This is a genomic window from Algoriphagus aquatilis, assembly GCF_042657405.1.
In the GTDB taxonomy this organism is placed as follows: domain Bacteria; phylum Bacteroidota; class Bacteroidia; order Cytophagales; family Cyclobacteriaceae; genus Algoriphagus; species Algoriphagus aquatilis.
Genome location: NZ_JBHSKS010000011.1, coordinates 106,415 through 126,625 on the forward strand (window position 1 = coordinate 106,415; position 20,211 = coordinate 126,625).

Genomic DNA, 20,211 nt, shown 5'->3' on the forward strand with positions numbered 1-20,211 from the left:
TTTTTTAAATTTTTAACCCGATAGTTTACCAGAGCCCACATCGCTATAGATCCTAGTGGTAGAAATTAGAGACTAGCTTAGTCAGTTTAAAGGAATAAATACTCCGCGACCTCTGTGTCTCCGCGGTCAGTCATCTATTACTCTTCCGAGGTCAGATTCAGTTGTCTGTCTTCTTTTTTCGCTTTTTCATCCAAAGCGGTACCAACTGCAATACCAATGGCCATTCCCATTGGTAAGCCTATTCCCAAAAAGGCCATATTTCCAAGGCTTACCCCAAATATTACCCCAAACGGAAGTCCAAAAGCAGACATGCCCAATGCCATCCACTGGTTACGGAAGTGATACTTGGGAACCAACTTGAGTTCTTTTTCTAAAAGTTTCAGTAACTCACCTAGGGTTGTGGAAACTAATTTTTCAAAAGGTTTACCTAAGAGGGTGGAGGTGTTGATACGGTCGATCTTGGAGTTGATGGTTTGAATCAGATCAGCAGGCAAGGGTCTTTTTTGGAGATCTGTTATCAGTCGGTTTAGCTTTTGAGTCGCCTCTTTGAGGGTTGTATTACTGATAAATTGCTCATTGGGTTGAAGTTCGAAGAGTGTCATGGTTGAGGAGGAAAAGTTTTGGTTTTCTGAGTAAGCGATTTTCTAGTTTTGCTATGTTTTAGCCCAATCGCTTCAAAAGTTCAAGCCCTTCGTCCCATTTCGTATGTCCGGAGGCTACATTGATATGTCCCGCCGGACCAAGGGAGACAAACTCGCTGCCCCAGGCTGAAGCGAAAAATGCTGCTCGCTCAAATGATACCCAGGGATCATCCGTGCTTGCCACCACTAAGGAAGGGAAAGGGATTTTTTCTAATGGGATTGGCGAAAAGCCAACCGCAGGAAAGGTGTATACCGGGTTTTCTATATCGCTGGGAGCCACGAGCATGGCGCCTTTGATCTTTCTGCCAAATCGTTGGACCCAGTGTGCGATCGCCGTACAGCCCAAACTATGCCCAATCAATATTACCACCGAAGGGTCGAACTTCTTTACTTCTTCCTCAATTCGCTGCACCTAAGACTCACAATCTGGTGCATCCCATTCTTTCTGTTGGATTCGGCGAAATTGCTGTCCAGACTCCTCAAAGTAAGTTTGCCAGTGTTCAGGTCCAGAATTGCCAAGTCCGGGTACAATCAGGTTATAGTTTTCTTTGGCCAAGTAAAAATTCATTTTTTATGTAAAGTTTACCTATGCAAATCTCACATTGGTTTTTCTGTTTTTTTCTTTCCAAAAAATCCAACTCCGATTAATGCTCCACCCAATAAGGCAAAGTATTTTCCGTATTCAGCTAGTTTGAAAAGTAATTCATTTTGAAAATTATCAGCCAAAATAAGGAAGAGGGAAGAGATGAAAAGGATTACTCCTAAAATTCCTACTGTTCTATTTTTCATATTTGTTTTAGTTGTAATTTATTCGGCTTGCCTTTTTGCTTAGGGAAGACTTTCTTTTTTTTAGACTTTCTAAATATAATAAATTGGATATAACATTAACTCTTGCGGAATGGATTTGGTGTCAAGTAAGGTTCTGGAAGGTAAACACTTACTTTTCTTTCAGTGCCTCTCCTTCAAACCGAATTCCTTCCCAACCTCCTTGGATAAAGTTGCGAATGTTTTGGTGGTCGGTACCTTCAGGATGGCCGAGCACATCCACGCGGTAGTAGTCTCCGAAAAGGGCAAGCGTTTGATCTTGGTGCAGTCCGTGAAGCTTCGCAAAAGAAAAAATCTTGCAGCTGCCATTGTTTTGTCCGGCTTCATTGACTGCTGTGCCATTGGTGAATCGGGTAGGGGTGAAGTCGTAGTGCGCATCGATGTGGGCGATGACCTCAGGAAAGGTGATGGTCTCGGGGGCTAGTTGGATTTTTTCTTCTAAGGTCATGGTGTTCTAGTTTTGGGGCGAAGATCTTCTTTTTTCACCGCAGAGACGCAAAGGGCGCAAAGAAAAAGAAGGTAGTGGTCAGTCTCAGTTTCCAGCATTCCTGTTTCAATGCTTACTGAGACTGATCACTGAACACTTATAAATCTTCGTGTTCTCCGCGTCTCTGCGGTGAATCCATTAAAGACCGGATTTGAAAATACGATCCATCAGTACCCATTTCTCGCCAGGTTTGGCCCAGGGGAGTGGCTGCTGGAATCCCCACATCAGGGCTTCCCACTTAGCGATGATGGGGTTGGCGGCGTCCATTTCGGCTTTTTTCTCAAAGGTAAAGTCGTCCACCGTCTCGAGAATCATAAACATCCGGTTGCCGGTACGGAAAATCTCAATGTTCAAAATCCCGCAGTCGATGTCGTGCTGGGTGACTTCGGGCCAAGCGGCACCGGGAGCGTGGTGGGCTTCGTATACTCGGATGGATTCGGCGTCATCGATCAGGTCAAGGGCTAGGCAGAAGCGTTTCATTTGATTTCGGGTTTCGGATTGTTGATTTCGGATTTGTAAAACTTCAGGGTTCGGTGTTCAGTGTTCAGTATTCGATATTTAAAGGTTGTCGGGTTGTCCGCTATGCGTTGTCGAGTTGTCACGTCATTGCGAGGGGCATTTTTCAAACCTGAGATTAAACGATAAATTTTCAAAGCCCCGAAGCAATCTTTTGAGATTATTGGGTTGTCAGCTATGCGTTGTCACGTTCCAAGTTGTTCGGCGTTCGATGTTCAGTGTTCAGTATTCGATATTTAAAGGTTGTCGGGTTGTCCGCTACGCGTTGTCGGGTTGTCACGTCATTGCGAGGGGCATTTTTCAAATCTTAGATAAGTAGATTTAGTGTTGGATGCCCCGAAGCAATCTTTTGAGATTCTCGAGTTGGCCGCTTCGCGTAGTCAGGTTATCAGGCTGAGCTTAGAAGAAGCCTCGTCGTTTGGTTTGCTCGTATTTCGTACTTATCTAAAGAATTTGCGAAAGGACTCGATGGTTTGTTTAGCCGCGGCATCGGGATTGGGAAAAGGAAAAGCTTCCGCAGAGACATAGCCTGAATATCCAATTTCTTTTAAGGCTTCGGTAATCGGTCCCATAGCTGTATGCCCAAAACCCATGGGTTTTCGGTTGGAATCGGCGAAATGGACGTGCCCGATGTGGTTTCCAGATTTTCTAATGGATTCGGTAAGGTTATCTTCTTCGATGTTCATATGAAAGAGATCTGCCAGGAGCTTTACATGGCTAAACTCATTTCTTTCCAGAAATCCACTTCCTGCCTCCAATGTATTGAACAGGTTAGTTTCGTAGCGATTGAGAGGTTCGTAGATGAGCGTGACTCCAAGAGAAGCCGCATGTTTTCCCAGAACTTCAAGTCCCTCGGCTAGTAGCTTGAAGGTTTCCTCCCGATTGCCTGAGGGCAGTACATTTCCCTGCATCGAACCAATAATCGCCGGCGCATCGAATTGGGCTCCAAAGCTGATCATCTCAGCGATAAAGTCAATCGCCTTTTGACGGATCGCAGCATCAGGGTCAGTCAGGGTCAAGCCATGCAGCACTTTCCCTGCACCCGTGCCCACAGCGGCGAGTTGCAGTCCATAGTGGTCGAGTCGTTGTTTCAGGTGATTCGCATCGAGGTCTGTTCCGGATCGGGTGAAAAGTTCCACTCCGTCAAAACCCAGGTTGGCGACCTTTTTTAAACTTTCTTCTAAGTCATGCCAAAAGATCCAAGGACCTTGAGTCATGGTTTCGATCAGGTTAAGGGTGACAGCGGATCGGATCATTGGTCTTCGAGGTTGAGCATGATTTTGATGATTCCCTGTGGGTTTTTGGCCCAAGCGTCCATGGTTTCGGGTGCTTCATCGATCGCGATCACTTTGGATATGACGGCATCCACGGGAAATTTTCCTGCTTCGAGGTAGGCGATCACCTCAGGGAAGTCGCTCTTCCCAACACAATTTCGCGAACCCAAAATCTCGATTTCCTTCTGAACAAAGAGGGAAGTGTTAAACTCCACTGGAGCTTTGGCATAGCCGATGCAGACCACCCGACCCAAGAAGGCCACCTCTTCCACCGCACTTCGGTAGGTCTGTGGACTTCCTACTGCTTCGATGATCACATCGGGTCCGTCTCCATTGGTGATTTCCTGCAATCTTGCGTGAAGGTCTTCTTTTCCGGGGTTAATAGTATTTGCCACACCGATTTTGCGGGCGATTTCAAGTTTGGAGTCGTCAAGATCCACGGCAGTGACTTGGGCGCCTTTGTTTACGGCTGAGGCTACTGCACCCAAACCCACAATCCCGCAGCCGATCACAGCTACCCGGTCTTCCGAGCTGACTCTGCCTCGACTGGCGGCGTGAAAACCTACCGTCAGTGGTTCGACGAGTGCGAGCTCGCTGAGGCTAAGTTTATCAGAGGGGAACACATCCTGCCAAGGTGCGGTGATGTATCGGGTCATGGCACCCGGGCGGCGCACGCCCATGGTTTTATTGGTTTTGCAAGCGTTGGGACGGCCTTTGCGACAGGCTACGCAGGTGCCGCAGGCCAGGTAAGGATAGAGGGTGACCCTGGTACCGAGCTGGATGGATTCAGGAACTTCATCGCCCAGCGCTACAATGGTTGCCCCGACTTCATGACCAAGCACGTTGGGGTATTCCTGCAGGGGAAAAAGGCCTTTGAAGCCATTCAGATCGCCACCACAAAAACCGACCTTGCCGACCTCGAGAAGGACTTCGCCGGATTTTGGGCTGGGTTTTTCAATTTCACGAACTTCTGTTTTACCGATTTCGGTAAGGAAAAATGCTTTCATCTTTATTTACGATTTACGAAGTACGAGTTACGATATGGAGAGCGAATTTTGACCTTCTTTCCTTTTCAATCTTTGTGGTTTATTAATTTCTAAATCTCTCAATCTCATTATTTTCAAGAAATATCGAATACCGAACATCGAATGATGAACACCGAACGTCGCACTCCGATTGTAGGAAAATCCGAAATCCGAAATCCCAAATCCGACATCATAAATTATTCTCCTCCTTCCCCTCAAACCACATCCTGTTTTTGACGGGTTCGACGAGGGTGATGATCTTGTTCAGGAGTTCTTCGGGGATTTCCAGGTCCACGGCTTCCAGGTTTTGCTGCACAACCTTGACCTCGCACATGCCCACGATGGTCGTAGCGATCAGGGGATGGTCCATGGCAAATCGTAAGGCGACCTGACTCAAGGAAAAGCCATAGCTTTTGCAAAGCTCCAACAAAATCGGCTGCATGGCTTTGACCTCAGCTGGTGATCGGTGCCAGGGTGGAAGCGAGGCATCCGACAGGATTCGCTGCATCAGCGGGGCGGCATTCATCAGGCCAAACCCCATTTCCTGAGACAGCGGCACGAGCTCATCGTTGATCTCGTCTTCCAGCAAATTGTAATGCGCCCAGGAGAGCACTGTGTCGGGATTGGTTTCTCGGGCGATCTGAGCGAGATAGCGTACAGGAAGGCCTGTGATTCCCCAGAATCGGGCCTTTCCGGATTGGACTACCTCCTGAATGGCAGGTACAGCTTCCTCCATAATGATCTGCTTGTCCACAAACTCGATGTCGTGAAGCTGAAAGAGGTCGAGGTAGTCGGTTTTCAGACGGGTGAGGGATTCGTCTATGCTTTGGAGGATTCTTTTCCTGGAAAAGTCAAAGTGCTGCAAGTCGTAGCGACCGCATTTGCTGGCGAGGATGACCTCTTTTCGCTTTCCTTCGAGGGCTTTTCCAAGTCGGCTTTCTGCCAAAGTCAGTCCATAAAAAGGGGAAACGTCTACGAAATTGACACCATGGTCGAGGGCGAGATGAACAGCAGCGATGGCTTCTTTTTCATCTACAGGATCAAAGACATTGCCCATGGGAGAGGCACCAAAACCAAGGATGGAAACGTCAAGACCGGTTTTGCCTAAGGTGCGGTACTGCATAGGTTATGGGGTAGGTTTGAAAGAATAGGATTCTTTTCCAAGATAGGAGAATTTTTAAAGGATGGAATCCTGAAATGTGTGGAGCGTGCCAAAAAGAAAATGGACTGCTGATTGGGTTGCTGGGGTGAGAAAAAGAGGACTTATGGTTCCTAATGTACTAGGTTGAAAAACAGGGCCAAAGTTGACCAAAGTGGCTTAGAGTTTTTTTAATGGATAAGCTTTTTTCTCCCTATTTTGGGTTTGGATTAATCTCTGGAAAATCAATAAAAGTGGGCTACTTACAGATCATCGCATTTTTGACGTATTTCTCTTGGATGGGAATAACTCAGCAAAAAGACTGCGAACTCCGGAAATCTGCAGAGGGAATAGAGGTGTACACCTGTAAAATGGCAAATTCCAAAATCAATTCCATCCAGTCTACCTTCACGGTTTCCTCCTCCTTATCAGCACTTTCGGAGGCATTATTCGATTTGGACAACTTCCACAAGTGGCAATACAAAATCGTCAAAACAGAGCTACTGAAGAGCATCTCGAAAAACGAGTTTATTTATCGAGCAGAGCTGGAGACTCCTTGGCCTGTATCTAATCGGGATTTGATTCTGCATGTGAAAATGGCGCCTACTTCCAATCCCAATGAGTTCCATTTCTCTGCCATTGGTAAGCCTGATTTCATTGCACCTCGAGAGGACTTTGTACGCGTTCCGGTGAGCGAAGCCCATTGGTACATCAAGGTTGTGGATAAGAATACCATTCATATCAAGCACAGCATTTTGATCGATCCGGGAGGGGTTATTCCTGCTTGGCTGATGAACCTTTCGCTCGCAGAAGGACCGTATGAGACCTTTAGAAATCTGCGATCCTATTTGGGTTCAGGAAAATGACCATTGAGCAATGAGCAATGGCCAATTATCAATGATTAATTATCAATGACCAATTATCAAGGAATCCAATAGACAATCTGAAATGGTTTTACCTATCATTTTATCTTTGAATTAGTCAATTTTATAAAAATGAAAACCCTGTGGATTACGGCTGAAGGCCTCGAAAAACTGAAGGCTGAATTGGAACACCTGTGGAAAGTAGAGCGTCCGGAGACCACCCAAAAGGTGGCTTGGGCGGCTAGTTTGGGGGATCGCTCGGAAAACGCCGATTACACCTACAATAAAAAGCGCCTTCGGGAAATTGACCGACGGGTGCACTACCTGCGAAAAATGCTGGATAATTTGAAGGTGATTCCCTACACGCCGTTTCAAGAGGGAAAGGTCATGTTTGGCGCTTGGGTAGAAATCGAAAATGCCAAAAAGCAAAAGATCCGCTTCCGAATCGTGGGTGGGGAGGAGATTTTTGAACGAAGGGATTACATCTCCATTGATTCACCCATGGCCCAAGCCCTGCTCAAAAAGGAAGTAGGTGAGGAGGCGGTGGTCCAAACCCCCACCATGCAGATGACGTGGCGGATTGTAAAGATTGAGTATGAGAAATAAGGCTTGGCCTTCGTGAGATTTTAAGGAAAAAGGGAATTGCAAATTCCCCAAAATAGAAAAGCGGAGTAACAAACTCCGCTTAGAGAGGGGAATAAGGAAGAAAGAATGTAGAAGCTAAATTTCGCAGATTAATATAACTTGAAGTTTTCAGGACTTCCATCCCATTCATCAAGTCCATTTGTGACAATTTCCAAAAATTCAATTTTTCCTTCCGATAGATTAAACTCGTAGCTCAATTCATTTTCAAGCCCATTTATCTTTTACATACCGAAGATACACTGATATATCGAAAAAATAAATTTAATAATATATTAAATCGATACATTTTGAAAAAAAAGATACAATAAAAAAAGGTACATTTTGTTTTAAGGAATTGCTTTTTTCTTCAAAAACTCTTATCTTGAATCGTAGGTAATTAAATGAATAAAAAAAATCAATTTGGAATACTATATATATATAAATTAAAAAATTAAATAAAATGGATTATAGACAAATTTTAGAATTTATTGTTAGCAATAGTAGTTTGCTATTCACCTATACGGATGAAAATCCTTTAAAAACAAAATTTAACAAGAAGGGATTTTTTTTTAGTCATGAAGCGGAACAAAAATATAGTCTAATAAAAAATAAACCACATATTTATTTTGCATGGTCAGAATCTTCTAAAGACATTTATATAGGGAAATCTTTTCAAAAAGGAGGAAGATGGAAAAGAGGTCACTCATATCATTTAGGAACTTTAGCATATCATTTACTTAACAATCTTAAACCTTATGACCAAAATCATCAACATTGGATTGACAAGTGGATGTGTGTAGAAACATTTAAAGAAGTTAGTGAAACTGACTTTGAAATTTTTCTTAAGAATAAAATTTTAATTACATTTTTACCATTTGAAATGTATCACTCTATTGATCCAGATAAACTAACAAAAAAAGAGATTAAAAAAATAAATAAAGAACAAGAAGAAAAATTAATATTTTTTTTCCAAGAAAACGGATTCTCCTTATTAAATATTCAATTGAATAGAAATTTGAATAATTCAATCTAGTAAAAAACACAATGTTACGAATTGAACGAAAAAATTCAAATTATAGTCTCCCTAAAAATGGAAGTGTATTTGATTTTATAAACACATATCATCAATTCTTATTTAGATTAAATGAAAAGGAAACATTAATCATTTTAAATAATTTGGAAGACGCAGAAATAGAATTTTTGAATAGTGATTTTAATACTATTTTAAAAAAAAGAGAATTGCTAAAATGGATAGAAAGAAAAATATATGATCATAGAATATTCGAAAAATAGGTTCCATCGAATTTTATATTCTTTTCAGATAGCTTTTGCCAGTGTTTAATTTTTAATTCCCACGACTTCTCAGGCGAATAATTTTTTATCAAAGAGTGGATATTTGGAGTTTTTTCAAGTGTGTCTTTTAATTCTAGATATTCCTTAGTTATAGCTGAATTGTCATTATCTTGTATTAATTTGTTCAAGCCAACGACCTTAATAGGATTAGATCTGAAATTTATTCTTATATCTAACTTTGTGTTCTCCCATTTTGAGCCTTTATATTCTACATGAGCTTTATATTTATTTAAATAATTTGTTTTAAAATCCCAAATTAATTCACCTCGAAGAGATATTCTAATATAATAATTATTATCATCTTCAGTGTAATTCTTATCAATAGAATACAAATTTACTTTTGAGCCATCAATAAAATCAGGTCTGTGTAAAATCCCTCCCAATTTTATTCCACTAAAAGCAATATCGAATTCTAACAAATATAAAGGCTCTATTTCAAAATTTACTGTTGCCTTATCAAGTAAATTTTGATATTTTTTAGAAAAAATTAGATCTCTTAATTGAAAATTTTCGCAGTTTTCTATAAAATTTAATAAAACCGAATCAGAAATTTCATATTTTTCAGTTTCGGATACAGGCATAATTTTAGGAAATGAGAAAAAAAAACTATCGTCTAATTTTATTTTGTGCTTTGCCATTAGATTTAATATTGGCTTAAAAGGAAAAAAAATTTGTTAAATAGATTAATTTTATATTATTGAATTTTTATTATCTAAGCTAGGATACTTATATAAATCCCAGGTCCGCCATACATTCTTTCAGCTAGTTCTCTTGCTTGACTTAATCCTGCTGGAGATTCAACAGATACACTTGTATAGGTAATATTACCATTTTTATTAATCATAACTCTAAATGTTCTAGTTTGTCTCATGTTACAGTTTATTGAAATGAATTTTACAGTATATAGAGGGCTTCCTCATACATTGAAGAAGCCCCCCAGTTCTTTTTGTTACTTGTAGTAACATTTATTTAGTCTAGAACAAGTGGAAGGATGCGCACAAGAGTTGTTACCAGGTCTTACACAAGTAATTTTCCCTTTTGTGTTGGCACCACCATTTTGTGAAATATAAGCACCCTCAATTAATTTTTCTCTTAATGTATTCATTGTTTATTAGGTTTATTTTTTATAATTTTTAAATTCTCCATCAAAATCATCAATATTCAATGAGGATCCATTTATATCCTTGAGCTTATATAATTTTAAATAATTGCATTCTATCTCCAATAGGTTTTCAATATTGTCAACTTTAGTTTCTTGGAGATATACAGAATTCATGCTCTTATTTAGATTTGATAAATCTATTTGGGCTCCCCAAAGATATAATTCCGTAATAGTTGGATTTAATTTATTTACAAGAATCTTATTTTCTGGATCGAATTTTGGATTTATATTTAAGGCTTTAAGGCTTGGTAATTTTTCAATTCCATCCAAGGATTTTAGCTTCCCTTCTTTATTGGAATCCAATTCAAGCATTTCTATGTTTGGAAAAATTTCTGAAATCCAATTTAAATCTTCTGTTTTTGGATCAGCAATTTGAAGCCAAATCGCTTTTGAGCAATCTACTCCTTTTAAAGGATACTGCGGCATACCCATCCCTCTATTTTTTTGCCCATTAAACCCTGGAGTAAATTCTCGATATTTTAATTGAAATTGAGTATACGGCCCAAATAGTTTCTTTAATTCCTTTAATTCCATAATTTTTTTATTTGGTTAATTCTATTGATCTGAATTTAGATATTGGTCTTGTAATTTCCAACACTTTTCTTTAAGATTTTTACGGAGGATGGCACGGCGTTTTTAGGCAAAAGTTCGGATGTGCCATCCTAAAAAAGTGTAAATGATTCTACTCCTGTAAACTCTTTTTTTTCACTTTTATCAAATTTATTCGCTTTGATATAGGATATAGCTGTTTATTTTCTTCTAAAATGGCTCTCAACACTTGTTTTTCGAGTTCATTTAATTCTATCATCGGTCCACTTTCAAAAAGATTTTTCAATAAAATTCCTTTACAGAAATGATATCTACTCTTGGTATGAAGTAATAAGACAATAAATTGGAATTACGCTATAGTCATTTTTATAGATTATGCCCATTCAGGACCATCCCATCCTTCACAGTCTTTAAGTAAGTAATGGCTTTGCCGTCTTCGACGACTTCGCAGACCCGGTAGGAGGGAAAGGGATTTCCCCAGCTGCCACCAAAGTGTCCAGCCCAGAGGAAAGGCTTTTTCCGGTAGACCATCAACCCATCCAAGTCGTGGTCATGTCCGTGGAAGGTTGCTCGCACATTGGGATAGGAGGTTACCAAATCCATAAAGGCTTGGCAATCGATTCCATTTCGGGCCCACTCGCTTTGGGAAATGTGTATAAATACAAACACATGAGAAAGCTTGCTGTATTGATCTAGGACTACGCGAGCATAATCCAGATTGGCGCACAAATAGTCGCCCGCAGCATTGGAAGAGTCCAAAAGAACGATCCCAATGTCATTTTTATGGATAAAGGAGTAATTGGTAGGCTGACGCATGACCTCCTGAAAAACCGCTTCACTCACCCGGTCGTGATTGCCCCGAGTGGCGTACCAAGGCATCTGCAGCTGTTCGTACACATTCATCACCTGAGGTAAATACTTGGGTTCGTCGTGTATCAGATCACCATTGAACACGACAAAATCCACGTCTTTTTCCCGGTGAATCGCCTCGATGAGGTTTCGGTGGGATGCTTCAAAATCAGTGTTTGGCTGTCCCCAGTGCCCATCGGATGCGGTGATGAATTTCAGTCGGGTGGCTTTCGGAAGCTCGATTTTGCCAAAAGATAAGAGTGGCATTGCCACCATCGAAGTGCCAATCAGGCTGATTTTTTGGAGAAAAGGTCTGCGGTTCATTGTGTCAAAATAGAGATTTGAGTGCTAGGATTAAAATGGTTTTAATCGGAGGTGGAAAAATGTCATTTAAATTCCCTTAAAAACAAAAATCATTAAATTTTTGTAGAAGGTATGAAGCTCAACCTTTTCAAAAACTTCAAAAAAAAGCCGGACGCTTTCGGGTCCAGCCTTTGGAATCAACTAATCAAAGCGAATTTCTATTCTTTGGTGGTTTCAATTACCCCACGGAAATACCCAAGGGATTCAGCAATTCCCATAAAGGGATTGTCCATATTCCGTTCATGTTCCAGACTGCATACGCCGGTATAGCCCACCTTTCGGATCATTTTGACCATTTCGGGAAAATCGATAATACCTCGGCCAACCTCCAATGAATATCCCGATTTGGTCGGTCCTGTCACATCTTTGATATGCATGTCGAACACCCGGGTGTGGTATTTTTCCATATCAGCTACAGGATCTTTGCCATTGCGCGTATCGTGTCCGATATCTAGGCACATTCCCATTCTGGGATCGAGATTTTTGGTGTGGTTCCAGACTTCATCAGCGTCCTGATAGATGTTGATATCCGGTCCATGTAAGTGAATGGCGAATTTGAAATCATACTCTTTCACCTTTTTTTCCACATAAGGAAGCAGCTCCACATTGGGTACGCCAACAATCAGCTTTACTCCGACCCGTTTTGCATAGGTAAACGCCTTGTCGACCTCCTCTGTGGATCTCATGTATATGGGGCCAACCGCATACCCCGACACTTCATGGGCTTTTAGCTTTTCATGAAATGCGGCGATTTCCGCATCGGTGCTGTTCATCGGCAGATGAAAATCCTTGATGCATAGGTAATGCACATCCAATGCTTTCAGGGTTTCCAAGGTTTTGTCAAGGTCAAATTTCACAAAAGTGTAGCCTGCAACGCCCACCTTGAAGGTCTCGCCTGTTTCAGGTGGAAGCTGTGGTCCGGGTTTGGTTTCCTGGGCTTTGCAAACCATCAGGGAGAAGGCAAGCAAAAGGGTTATTAAGGGTGATTTCATATGTTTATAATTTGATTTTCATTTGCCACATAGCCTGTCCCGATTTTATCGGGAGAATGCCCTGTATAATCCTCCCCGGTGTGAGAAGCATTTTCTCATGGGCATTTCAACAGGTTATGTTGAGATTCTCTGCATCCAATTTAGCACTTGAAGACAGAATAGATCCCTTTGATCTTTTAAATACTGCGGAATCGTTTTCTTTAAGAAAAGCAAAAATCAACTAGTCCAAGATTGAAAAATAGGCAGGAAGCAGGTTTTTCACACTTAATTGGTATTGAGCTTTGATGGAATGGGATCGAAAAATCCAAGTTTAGAATAACCGTCATGCCATCCAGGGGCAGATGATTGGGGCCAAGGACTGCGGATAGTTGTCGGCTGGGCAAAGACGACAGGACCGCTTATCGGACTTCAAACTTCCTTTAATTTGGTAACAGGTTGAAATCGGGTCATCCAATTACTAATGCAACCCAACTTAACTGAAAACGCTGTCTTGTACTGATATGGATACAGGTCCATTTATTGGGTTGGTTTTTCCATTTAAGACTAGGGGAATTTTTATAGGAGAAAAAAATCCCTTCCGAAGTAATTTAGAAGGGATTTCAAACTTGAAACTCAAACTTCAACTTTACCTGATTCAATTAATTCCTTTCGATGTACATCACCGCGGAATCTTCGATGTATCGTGCGGGATTGAAAGAGGAGTTAAATTTATTTTTTAATGAGTTGAGTGGATTGTTAAGGTTGTTGATTTTTGAGGTGAATTCAGCCGGAAACTTAGTTGCGTCCGAATACATGGTGATGAGGTTTTGATACTGCTCAATATTTGCCATCATTCGCATGGTCAGCTGTCCAAATCTCAGTCGGAGGGATTGTACTTTGTACATGTAGGTTTCTACCTGTCCAAGCCATTTACCTTTACTTGCAGGATTTTTATCGATGCTGGAGAGTTTGTCAGAGATGATTTTGCGGCATTCATTTTTGAATCCTTCCCGATCACTGTCAAGGGTAGCCTTCAGGTAGCGGCTTTGGTAGCGGTCCATGCTGATGCCATAGTAGGCCATTTGTTCTTGAAGGAGGTCGGTGTTTTCTTTTTGCAGTTGCTCCAGTTCCTTATTTATCAAGGTCCATTCGTGGTCGATGATGGATTTTTGCTGCTCAAATTGGCTGGTAACATTGAGTAAAAGAAGCATCTGTGGGGTGCGATCGTAGAGCTCTTTTTCTTTCTTTCCCATGGTCATCATGATATTACTGACCCCTGAGATGGCGGTATTGACCATGGTGCCATAAAGAGGCACGGCAGCAGAGGCCGTGCTGATCAGATTAATGGAGGTATTGAGGACATTCACGATGGGGTCTTCTTGCCCTTGTTTTTTGTACCATTTATCGTATTCCGATTTCCAGGCAGTGAATCCGTTGTATTGTTGAATTTTACCAATGTTGCCCAATTGGGAGAAAAATGTCTGTGAAGTCAGAAACAAATCTACAGGCTGGATGTCCCGTTGGATGCTGAGCAATTCGGTAAATGCTAACTGTCCGTTGAGGTTGATTTTGGTTTTAGGTGTTTCTTCCAGAATCCTCAATCGGTCATCCAAGGCAAGTTGGAGAGTTTCAAGATCCTTTATTTTTTCCTTATCAGTGGCAGTTTTGGAGTCGGTAGCTGCAAGTTTTTCGGTCAGTTTGCTGATCAGTTCTTCATTTGTTTTGAGCTTATCATTTAGGTCTTTGAGCTGTGCATCACGCTCGTTTTTGATTTGTTCATTAATGGTGTTTTCCTGGGCTAGAGTGGAAAAGCAAATGCTAAGAATCAAGAGAAGAAATACAGGAATCTTGATGTTCATATGGGAAGATGATTTTTGATTTTATGTTGGGTGAAAATCACGGTCATATTCTTCCACTAATACTGTACCAGTTCAAAAAAGTTGAAAGGGCTGATGGGTTTGAATAAAAAATCCCTTCCGGTGAAAACTGGAAGGGATTCTATCATTTTGAGCTATTTTTTAGAAGACTTGATCACTCAATATCTCTTAGATATTCAACATCGAACCCTTCGATACGCTCAGGTCAGGGTCCGAATGTAGAATTTCGAAGATTAGGAGTGGCTTTCCACCCAAACTTTAGCATTCACAAACGCCTCCAACCAAGGGGTGAAGTCATCGTTTCGCTCGGATGGGTAATGCGCCCAGTTCCATGGCTTCAGGCTTCGCTCGATGTGCGGCATGATGGCCAAGTGACGTCCGTCTTCGGAAGCGATACCCGCTGTCGCAAAGTCTGAACCATTTGGATTGCCAGGATAGGCTGTATGGCTGTACTTCATGGCGAAGTGGTAAGCGTTTTCACCTTTTGGAAGGTAGAATTTGCCTTCGCCGTGAGCTACCCATACACCCAATCGCTGTCCGCTGAGGCTACCTAGCATTACAGATTTATTTTCAGGTACTGTCACGTTCACAAAGCAGGACTCAAACTTATGGCTGGCATTGTGGAGCATTTTTGGCTTCTGATCGTGATCCGGAGTCACCAATCCCAGCTCGATCATCAGCTGACAACCATTGCACACTCCGAGTGAAAGCGTGTCAGGTCTCGCGTAGAAGTTGTCGAGTGCCTGCTTGGCTTTGGGATTGTAGAGGAAAGCACCTGCCCAGCCTTTGGCTGAACCTAACACGTCGGAGTTGGAAAATCCACCTACAAAGACGATCATCTGCACATCGCTGAGGTCTTCACGTCCTGAGATCAGGTCGGTCATGTGCACGTCCTTTACTTCAAATCCTGCCAACCAAAGCGCATAAGCCATTTCACGGTCGCCATTCACCCCCTTTTCACGGATGATGGCTGCCTTGGCTTTTCCTTTGGAGGTTCTGAAAGGATCTACCCCAAGGGTTTCAAATTTCCCTACCCACCCCGGAGCAAAATCATAGCTCAGGGATTGGTTTTTGTAATTTTCAAATCGGTCTTTGGCAAGCTTTTCACCGCTTTGCTTTCGGTCAAGCAAGTAGGAAGACTTAAACCATAAATCTCGCAACTCGACTACGTCCAAGGATAGAGATTCCAAATTCACTTTTCCATCCAACGTCACTTCTGCCAATTCCACAAAGTCGATTTCTGCTTTTGCAAGCAAGTCTTCTACTTGGTGATCGTTGGCAACCTGGATCAGGATACCCGGATTTTCTGCAAAAAGTGCTTTCACCACATCCTTTTCGCCCAATCGGGATTCTTTCACGGAAAGGCCCACATTCTGGCTTGGGAAGCACATTTCCAGTAAGGCGGTAATGATACCGCCTGAGGAAATGTCGTGTCCGGATAAAATCAAATCCTTGGAAATCAATTTCTGAACCGTTTCAAATGCCTTGGCGAAATAGGCCGAATCGGCAACGGTTGGAGTTTCTTTTCCAACCTTGTTAAGGATCTGGTATAGTGAAGAACCCGCGAGTTTGGCGGGATCTTGAGATAAATCAAGGTATAGTACTTTGCTTCCTGCCTTCGGCAAAAGGGCCGCTTTGACAGTTTTGGAAATGTCGGAGCATTCGCCTACGGTCGAGATAATCACCGTGCCCGGAGAGTACACCACTTTTCCGTCTGGGTATTTCTGAGTCATGGAAAGGGAATCCTTTCCAGTTGGGATATTCACGCCAAGCTCAATAGCAAAATCCGAGACGGCATTTACAGCACGATAGAGGCGGTCGTTTTCTCCTTTGTTTTTGGCAGGCCACATCCAGTTGGCAGAGAGGGAAACGCCCTTCAAGCCGTCCTGAACCGGCGCAAAAATCAGATTAGTCAGTGCCTCTGCAATCGCCAATCGGCTGCCTGCTTCCGGATTGGCCAAGGCGGCCACTGGAGCATGTCCGATGGAGGTGGCGATTCCTTTGTTTCCGGTAAAATCTAGGGCCATCACGGCCACGTCATTCAATGGAAGTTGGATTTCACCCACCGTCTGCTGAGTGGCCACGCGTCCGGTTACCGAGCGGTCCACTTTGTTGGTGAGCCAATCTTTGCAGGCTACCGCTTCGAGTTGAAGGACTTCCTTGATGTATTCGGTTAGTTTTCCTGCTTCATAATCCGCTTCTGAAAAAGTGGATCCCTGTCCGCTTTGATCTTCCAGAACAGTCTTTGGTGAGGAGCCAAACATGTAGGCCAAGTCCCAATCCACCGGCTTTTCGCCTGTCTTTTGGTTTTCAAAGGTGAAGTGCATGTCTCCAGTCGTCTCGCCCACCACATAAAATGGTGCACGCTCACGCTCGGAAAGTTGCTTGAGGGTATCAATGTCGTTTTTGCCCACTACCAATCCCATTCGTTCCTGAGATTCATTGCCGATAATCTCTTTGGCAGAAAGGGTAGGATCACCGACTGGGAGTTGGTCGAGGTGGATGGTACCACCTGTACTTTCCACGAGTTCGGAAAGGCAGTTCAAGTGACCACCCGCTCCGTGGTCGTGGATGGAGATGATCGGGTTGTTTTCACTTTCGGCCATGGCGCGAATCACATTGGACACGCGCTTTTGCATTTCCGGATTGGAGCGCTGGATGGCGTTGAGCTCGATGGCATTGGAGAGTTCTCCTGTATTTAGAGAGGATACAGCCGAACCTCCCATCCCGATGCGGTAGTTGTCACCGCCCATGATCACGATTTGATCACCGGCCTTGGGTTCGCCTTTTTTGGTGTAGTTGGCATTGGTAAAGCCTATACCCCCTGCGAGCATGATTACCTTGTCGAAACCGTATTGCTTGTCGCCTTCTTCGTGCTCAAAAGTCAGGACCGAACCTGCGATCAGCGGCTGTCCAAATTTGTTTCCGAAGTCGGAAGCACCGTTGGATGCTTTGATGAGAATGTCCATCGGGGTTTGATACAGCCAAGGGCGCTCTGTTAAGTTTTTCTCCCAACTTCTTCCTTTTTCTGAACGGGAATAGGAAGTCATATACACCGCTGTACCCGCCAAAGGAATGGAAGCTGTACCTCCTGCCAAGCGGTCGCGGATTTCACCTCCCGAACCGGTCGCAGCTCCGTTAAACGGCTCCACAGTGGTTGGGAAGTTGTGTGTTTCAGCCTTCAGAGATATGACCGTGTCGATTTCGCGGGGCTCAAAAAAGTCTGCTTGATGTTGGGTTTTCGGAGCGAATTGCTGGACTCTCGGGCCTTGGACAAAGGCCACGTTGTCTTTATAAGCCGAAGCGATCCGGTTGGGATTGCGTTTGGAAGTTTCTTTGATCAGCTGAAAAAGCGTCATCGGCTTTTCCTCCCCATCGATCACAAATGAACCGTTGAAAATCTTGTGACGACAATGCTCTGAATTCACTTGTGAAAACCCGAATACTTCGGAATCCGTCAGAGGTCGACCCAACTGTTTGGAGACATTCTCCAAATAATCCACTTCCTCCTGACTTAGGGCAAGTCCTTCTGATTTGTTGTACGCCGAAATATCAGTGATGGCTTTGATCGGCTCTGGCTGAAGATGGATGTCGTAGATTTCCTGATCGAGTCCATCGTAAGCCTTCTGGAGCATGGGGTCGATTTGGTCCCCTTCCTTCATCGGGAAAAACTCCTCGATGCGCTGAATGCCTTGGATTCCCATGTTCACCGTGATTTCCACGGCATTGGTGGACCAGGGGGTGATCATCTCTTTTCTCGGACCGGAGTATTTGCCGGCTATTTTTTCACCTGATTTCAATTGGGCTTCGCCAAAAAGCCAGGTGAGTTTTGAGATGTCTTCAGTGCTGAGCGGGTGGGGAACTTGAACTCCGTAGATGAGTTTCTGAGGGGATTCAAAGAAGAAAATCATGTCCTTGGGCTGGTAAGTTGCAAAGGTAAGGATTTGAGATCGATTGGAAAATTGTCCCGATGAATATCGGGATGAAAGATTGGAAAATAGGCGGATTGAAAGATTGAAAGATCAGAAAATTCAAAAATTGCCACTGTGAAAAAGAAGTCAAGCTTTTTCGGAACCAAGGAAAAGGGCAGCCGCTTCGACCAAACCTCCGTGGCCGGCGGGCAGGATAATCATTTGCAGATGCGGGATTTTGGAGCTGAAGTGAAGGAGATTTTGAGCGGTGACCATTTTGTCATACTCACCTATAAATAAGGTCATGGAAGTTGGGTGTTTTCTGGCTAATCGGATGATTTTTCCCAAGTGAAGCTGGATTCCTCCGAAAACTTTCCATACAAAATAAGCCTGAGCTCTTTTGGAGCGGGTTTCCATCTGAGATTTGACAAATTTCACCAAGCTTTTTTCCACCCATCCTGCAGAATTGAGTCCTTCCATAATTCCGAAAAAGCGCTGAGGTTTGAATATGACCCTTTTGAAAAATGGATGAAAATAATTCGGATAGCTACTCATACTGTACCAAAGACCTGTTTTGATCCCGTCAGGAGCGATGAGGGTTAAACTTTTCACCTGCTCACTGAATAACTCAAAGGTTAAATGGGAAAATTTCCCTCCCATGCTGTAACCGATCAGGTGAAAGCCTTGAAAGTCCTCCTGTACTTGTAGGCCTTCGATCAACTCTTGCCAGATAGACTTGGTTAAAATTCTGGCAGAACTTGCCCATTGGCTTCCTCCATAATAAAACAGGTCAATAAATAAAAATTTCTGTCCTGGTTTTCGGATCTGATCCAAGGCCAGCATGTCCCTGTGGGTTTGTCCAAAACCGTGGAAAATCAGATAAACTTCCTTCCCCACTCCCTTTCTAACGTAGGCTAGCTTTCCTTGATGGTGAAATAGGAGGTTCATGGTGTAAAAATTTTGTACTGAAATTAAATCAATTGTGTTGGTTTAGTAAAATAGTTTTCAGTTTGAAAAAATTTTATTCTGTATAATTTTGAATCGATTTTGTTTTGTTCGATTTCGAACATGTTTTGAAACATTTATTGAAATAATATTTTTTGCAAAAACCATGGAAACTTTGAACCAAATGAAAGTTTCCATAGTTTTGCCTCCAAATTCGAAAGAAGCATTGGAGACACGAGAGAGAATTTTAGAGATAGCCACCGAGCAATTTGCCCGCTTTGGTGTCCGAACCATCACTATGGAGGACATCGCGAGACAGGCCGGTATATCTAAGAAGACGATTTATCAGGAATATGCAGACAAACGCGATTTGGTAAAGGCGGTTTTTGCTCGGATTCTGGAAGAGGATCAAAAGCGACTGACTTTTATTCTGGAAACTGAAGATGGTGTAATTGAGCATTTGGTGCAGACCTCCAAGATGATGCGGGAGCGACTATCATCGATCAATCCCATGGTGATCATGGAGGTGCAGAAGTACTTTCCGGAAGCTTGGAGGATGTTTGAGGAATTTAAGGAGCATACCATACAGACTGACTTGGTCAATGTGCTCGAAAAAGGAAAAGAATTGGGCTACTTCAGGCCTGAGATCGATTCACTGATCCTTGCTAAAGTCAGGATGAACCAAATTACCTCTGCATTTGATCCGTCTAATTTTGCTAATCCTGAATTCAACTTTGTGGAGGAGCAATTGGTATTGATGGATCATTTCCTCCATGGAATTTTTACCGAAAAGGGACGACAGGCCTACCATTCTCAAAAAGAAATATTGAATTGAAAA

General features: G+C 42.8%; 18 protein-coding genes and 1 pseudogene. 4 read left to right on the top strand and 15 right to left on the bottom strand.

Features of this window, described 5'->3' with window-relative positions; genetic code table 11:
- Positions 1-137 precede the first annotated feature (137 nt).
- From ACFPIK_RS13995 to ACFPIK_RS14030, 8 genes and pseudogenes are all read right to left on the bottom strand, one after another.
- The gene (locus ACFPIK_RS13995) at positions 138-602 is read right to left on the bottom strand and encodes a hypothetical protein (RefSeq protein ID WP_377916333.1); all 465 of its coding nucleotides are present in this window, start codon (positions 600-602) and stop codon (positions 138-140) included.
- Positions 603-660: 58 nt separating this feature from the next.
- A pseudogene (locus ACFPIK_RS14000) lies at positions 661-1,209 on the bottom strand (RBBP9/YdeN family alpha/beta hydrolase).
- 29 nt (positions 1,210-1,238) lie between these two features.
- Positions 1,239-1,430 (bottom strand): hypothetical protein, encoded by a 192-nt coding sequence (locus ACFPIK_RS14005; RefSeq protein WP_377916335.1) that lies wholly within the window; start codon positions 1,428-1,430, stop codon positions 1,239-1,241.
- Between the two features lie 148 nt (positions 1,431-1,578).
- Positions 1,579-1,914 (bottom strand): HopJ type III effector protein, encoded by a 336-nt coding sequence (locus ACFPIK_RS14010; protein WP_377916337.1) that lies wholly within the window; start codon positions 1,912-1,914, stop codon positions 1,579-1,581.
- Positions 1,915-2,091: 177 nt separating this feature from the next.
- Positions 2,092-2,433 (bottom strand): L-rhamnose mutarotase, encoded by a 342-nt coding sequence (locus ACFPIK_RS14015; protein ID WP_111392043.1) that lies wholly within the window; start codon positions 2,431-2,433, stop codon positions 2,092-2,094.
- A 476-nt stretch (positions 2,434-2,909) separates the two neighbouring features.
- Complete coding sequence (locus ACFPIK_RS14020; RefSeq protein WP_377916340.1) at positions 2,910-3,725, bottom strand: TIM barrel protein; 816 nt, start codon at positions 3,723-3,725, stop codon at positions 2,910-2,912.
- Positions 3,722-4,750 (bottom strand): zinc-binding alcohol dehydrogenase family protein, encoded by a 1,029-nt coding sequence (locus tag ACFPIK_RS14025; protein ID WP_377916342.1) that lies wholly within the window; start codon positions 4,748-4,750, stop codon positions 3,722-3,724. The genes ACFPIK_RS14020 and ACFPIK_RS14025 overlap by 4 nt, the downstream gene beginning before the upstream one ends.
- A gap of 208 nt (positions 4,751-4,958) precedes the next feature.
- On the bottom strand, positions 4,959-5,891 hold the full coding sequence (locus ACFPIK_RS14030) for an aldo/keto reductase (RefSeq protein WP_377916344.1): 933 nt from the start codon (positions 5,889-5,891) through the stop codon (positions 4,959-4,961).
- A 209-nt stretch (positions 5,892-6,100) separates the two neighbouring features.
- Here ACFPIK_RS14030 and ACFPIK_RS14035 point away from each other — a divergent pair, with 209 nt between their 5' ends.
- The 3 genes from ACFPIK_RS14035 to ACFPIK_RS14045 all read left to right on the top strand — a co-directional run bounded on the left by ACFPIK_RS14035 (position 6,101) and on the right by ACFPIK_RS14045 (position 8,426).
- The gene (locus ACFPIK_RS14035) at positions 6,101-6,772 is read left to right on the top strand and encodes an SRPBCC family protein (RefSeq protein WP_377916346.1); all 672 of its coding nucleotides are present in this window, start codon (positions 6,101-6,103) and stop codon (positions 6,770-6,772) included.
- Between the two features lie 129 nt (positions 6,773-6,901).
- A complete protein-coding gene (gene greB / locus ACFPIK_RS14040; RefSeq protein ID WP_377916348.1) occupies positions 6,902-7,375 on the top strand; it encodes a transcription elongation factor GreB in 474 nt (157 codons plus the stop codon).
- Positions 7,376-7,853: 478 nt separating this feature from the next.
- Positions 7,854-8,426: a hypothetical protein gene (locus ACFPIK_RS14045; protein ID WP_377916350.1), complete on the top strand. Its 573-nt coding sequence runs from the start codon at positions 7,854-7,856 to the stop codon at positions 8,424-8,426.
- A 238-nt stretch (positions 8,427-8,664) separates the two neighbouring features.
- On the opposite strand, the gene ACFPIK_RS14050 is transcribed toward ACFPIK_RS14045, so the two are convergent.
- The 7 genes from ACFPIK_RS14050 to ACFPIK_RS14080 all read right to left on the bottom strand — a co-directional run bounded on the left by ACFPIK_RS14050 (position 8,665) and on the right by ACFPIK_RS14080 (position 19,376).
- Positions 8,665-9,384 (bottom strand): hypothetical protein, encoded by a 720-nt coding sequence (locus tag ACFPIK_RS14050; protein WP_377916352.1) that lies wholly within the window; start codon positions 9,382-9,384, stop codon positions 8,665-8,667.
- A gap of 479 nt (positions 9,385-9,863) precedes the next feature.
- Positions 9,864-10,442 carry a hypothetical protein gene (locus ACFPIK_RS14055; RefSeq protein ID WP_377916353.1) on the bottom strand — a complete coding sequence of 193 codons (579 nt, stop codon included), beginning with the start codon at positions 10,440-10,442 and terminating at the stop codon, positions 9,864-9,866.
- A 381-nt stretch (positions 10,443-10,823) separates the two neighbouring features.
- Positions 10,824-11,630 (bottom strand): metallophosphoesterase family protein, encoded by an 807-nt coding sequence (locus tag ACFPIK_RS14060; RefSeq protein ID WP_377916354.1) that lies wholly within the window; start codon positions 11,628-11,630, stop codon positions 10,824-10,826.
- Positions 11,631-11,827: 197 nt separating this feature from the next.
- On the bottom strand, positions 11,828-12,661 hold the full coding sequence (locus ACFPIK_RS14065) for a sugar phosphate isomerase/epimerase family protein (RefSeq protein WP_377916355.1): 834 nt from the start codon (positions 12,659-12,661) through the stop codon (positions 11,828-11,830).
- 638 nt (positions 12,662-13,299) lie between these two features.
- A complete protein-coding gene (locus ACFPIK_RS14070) occupies positions 13,300-14,499 on the bottom strand; it encodes a hypothetical protein (RefSeq protein ID WP_377916357.1) in 1,200 nt (399 codons plus the stop codon).
- 251 nt (positions 14,500-14,750) lie between these two features.
- On the bottom strand, positions 14,751-18,428 hold the full coding sequence (purL, locus tag ACFPIK_RS14075; protein ID WP_377916359.1) for a phosphoribosylformylglycinamidine synthase: 3,678 nt from the start codon (positions 18,426-18,428) through the stop codon (positions 14,751-14,753).
- 147 nt (positions 18,429-18,575) lie between these two features.
- Positions 18,576-19,376, bottom strand: coding sequence for an alpha/beta fold hydrolase (locus ACFPIK_RS14080; RefSeq protein WP_377916361.1), 801 nt, complete (start codon positions 19,374-19,376; stop codon positions 18,576-18,578).
- Positions 19,377-19,557: 181 nt separating this feature from the next.
- On the opposite strand from ACFPIK_RS14080, the gene ACFPIK_RS14085 reads away from it, so the two are divergent.
- Entirely contained in the window at positions 19,558-20,208 is a 651-nt protein-coding gene (locus tag ACFPIK_RS14085) for a TetR/AcrR family transcriptional regulator (protein WP_377916363.1), read from the top strand.
- Positions 20,209-20,211: the final 3 nt, after the last annotated feature.